We start from the raw sequence: 1,780 nt of genomic DNA, 5'->3' as shown, positions 1-1,780 counted from the left end.
CCCGGCCGGGCCCCACCGCGCTGCTCCTGCCCGGCCCCGGACGGCCTGCCCGCCCGGGACGTCCGGGTGCGCGACACCGTGCGCGCGAGGGGGGCTGGAGCGCGTGGGGTTCCTGTGCCGCCACGCGCGGGCCGGGGACGGGTGCGACGGCGAGGGCGCGTTCGTCACCTGCTCGCCGTGGTACGCCGACGGGTCGCCGCGACCGGTGAGCCCGGCCGGGCGCGGTACGCCCTCGAACGGGTGCTGTCGGTCCGCACCGACGCGGGGCCGTCGGCGGAGCGGTGGGACCCCGGCCACCGGCCGTCAACTGGGCGACGGCCCGCAGGTGTTCAGTTGGATCGCTCTGGCCGAGGTGGCGGCGTTCACCCTCGGGCACGCGGCGCCGACACCGCGGTGAGCAGCACCATCCCGGTGTCCCGGTAGTCGGGCAGCGTCGGATCGGCGTCGATCCGGGTCACGTCGAGTTGCTCCGTCAGCGGCTCGAACACCTCCCGCACCAGATCGGTGTCGACCGGGCAGCCCGGCCACCGCGACTCGGGCCCGATCCGGTAGCCTGGCATGTTCTCCGTGAACGCGGCCACCAGATGCCCGCCGGGCACCACGCAGCGCACGAAGACCCGGCAAAAGTCGGCGAACTCGGCGTGGTCCTCGGTGGCGCTCTCGGCGACGAAGTGCATGGACGCCAGGTCGTAGGAGCCGGGCGGCAGCGAACGCACATCGGCGTGCACCACCTCCACCGGCGCCAGCGCGGCCGCGAGGGTGGCCGGCACGGCCGGGTTCAGCCGCCGGCACAGCGCGTGGAACGGCAGCCAGCTGGTGTCCGGGTGGTCGAGGATCTGGTGCCGCAGATAGGCCACGTTGCTCGCGCCCGCCTCGACCGCGTCGATCCGCCGGCTCACCGCGGAGGCGAGGATCAGCGGGTAGAGATTGGGCCCGGCACCCAGCTCCACGCTGCGGGCGAGGCCATGGGGCGGCAGCCGGCGGCAGTAGGCGGAGTGGTGGGCGATGACCGCGGCGTCCGACGGGTGCACGGTGCGGTAGTTCTCGGCGAGATAGTCCGCCACCGGCCAGCGGTCCCAGTCCACGTCGTCGTTGTGCGTGCGCATACCGGTCACCTCCTCACCGCACGGCCCGCGCGGTTCCTCGACCGCGGCGGGTGGCATGCCGCCGGCCGGGTCAGCACGGCGGCGAGCCGGCCGGTGTCCTCGTCGGAGCCAAGGGCGGTGATCCGGACACGGAAGCCGGCCCGGTCGCGCGGGATCAGCGACGAGTACGGCTCGGACGCGTAGTACTCCTCCAGGACGTCGTCGTACGTGTCGCCGCTCACGAGCGTGACCGGTCCGGCCGCCGGACCCACCGCGGCGAGGAAGGGGCGGGGCGGTGCGGCGGGACGCCGGTCAGGACGGCCGCGGCGCCCGCGAGACCGAGCCCGGCCCGCAAGGGGGTGCGGGCCGCGGGGACCGTCGGTCGGACGACGGTGGCGATCGCGACCAGGGCGACATCGGCGGCCATCAGCCGCCGGGCCGACAGCAAGGACAATGGACAAGCGCCTCCTCGCGTCCCGAGGAGACCGGGCCGTCGACCTGGTCCGGTGCGGACTCCGGGTCCCTCTCGATCGTAGGCATCGCCCGTCGGCACCTGCATCTCGGCGCGCACGGCGGTGCGGCGCCGATGACGGACGGGGTGGACAGGGGGCGGCCGAAGAAGTCCTTGCCGTCCGGATCGATGTCGGACAAGGCGCGTGTGTCCGGACCCTCGCCAGCCGGGCAGCCGGGCAGCC

General features: G+C 74.9%; 3 protein-coding genes. All 3 read right to left on the bottom strand.

The features are described 5' to 3' along the window. Positions 1-362: 362 nt before the first annotated feature. From CCN42_RS40720 to CCN42_RS40710, 3 genes are read right to left on the bottom strand one after another with little or no spacing between them, the layout of a single operon-like run. On the bottom strand, positions 363-1,106 hold the full coding sequence (locus tag CCN42_RS40720) for a methyltransferase (RefSeq protein ID WP_086742075.1): 744 nt from the start codon (positions 1,104-1,106) through the stop codon (positions 363-365). Positions 1,107-1,111: 5 nt separating this feature from the next. Continuing rightward, positions 1,112-1,327, bottom strand: coding sequence for a hypothetical protein (locus tag CCN42_RS40715; RefSeq protein ID WP_086742074.1), 216 nt, complete (start codon positions 1,325-1,327; stop codon positions 1,112-1,114). Beyond that, positions 1,324-1,539 carry a hypothetical protein gene (locus CCN42_RS40710; protein ID WP_086742073.1) on the bottom strand — a complete coding sequence of 72 codons (216 nt, stop codon included), beginning with the start codon at positions 1,537-1,539 and terminating at the stop codon, positions 1,324-1,326. The genes CCN42_RS40715 and CCN42_RS40710 overlap by 4 nt, the downstream gene beginning before the upstream one ends. Positions 1,540-1,780 lie beyond the last annotated feature (241 nt).

It is taken from the genome of Streptomyces glaucescens, from assembly GCF_002154375.1.
Lineage (GTDB): Bacteria > Actinomycetota > Actinomycetes > Streptomycetales > Streptomycetaceae > Streptomyces > Streptomyces glaucescens.
The sequence above is the reverse complement of the archived record's forward strand: the minus strand, read 5'-3'. Positions and strand labels throughout refer to the sequence as shown.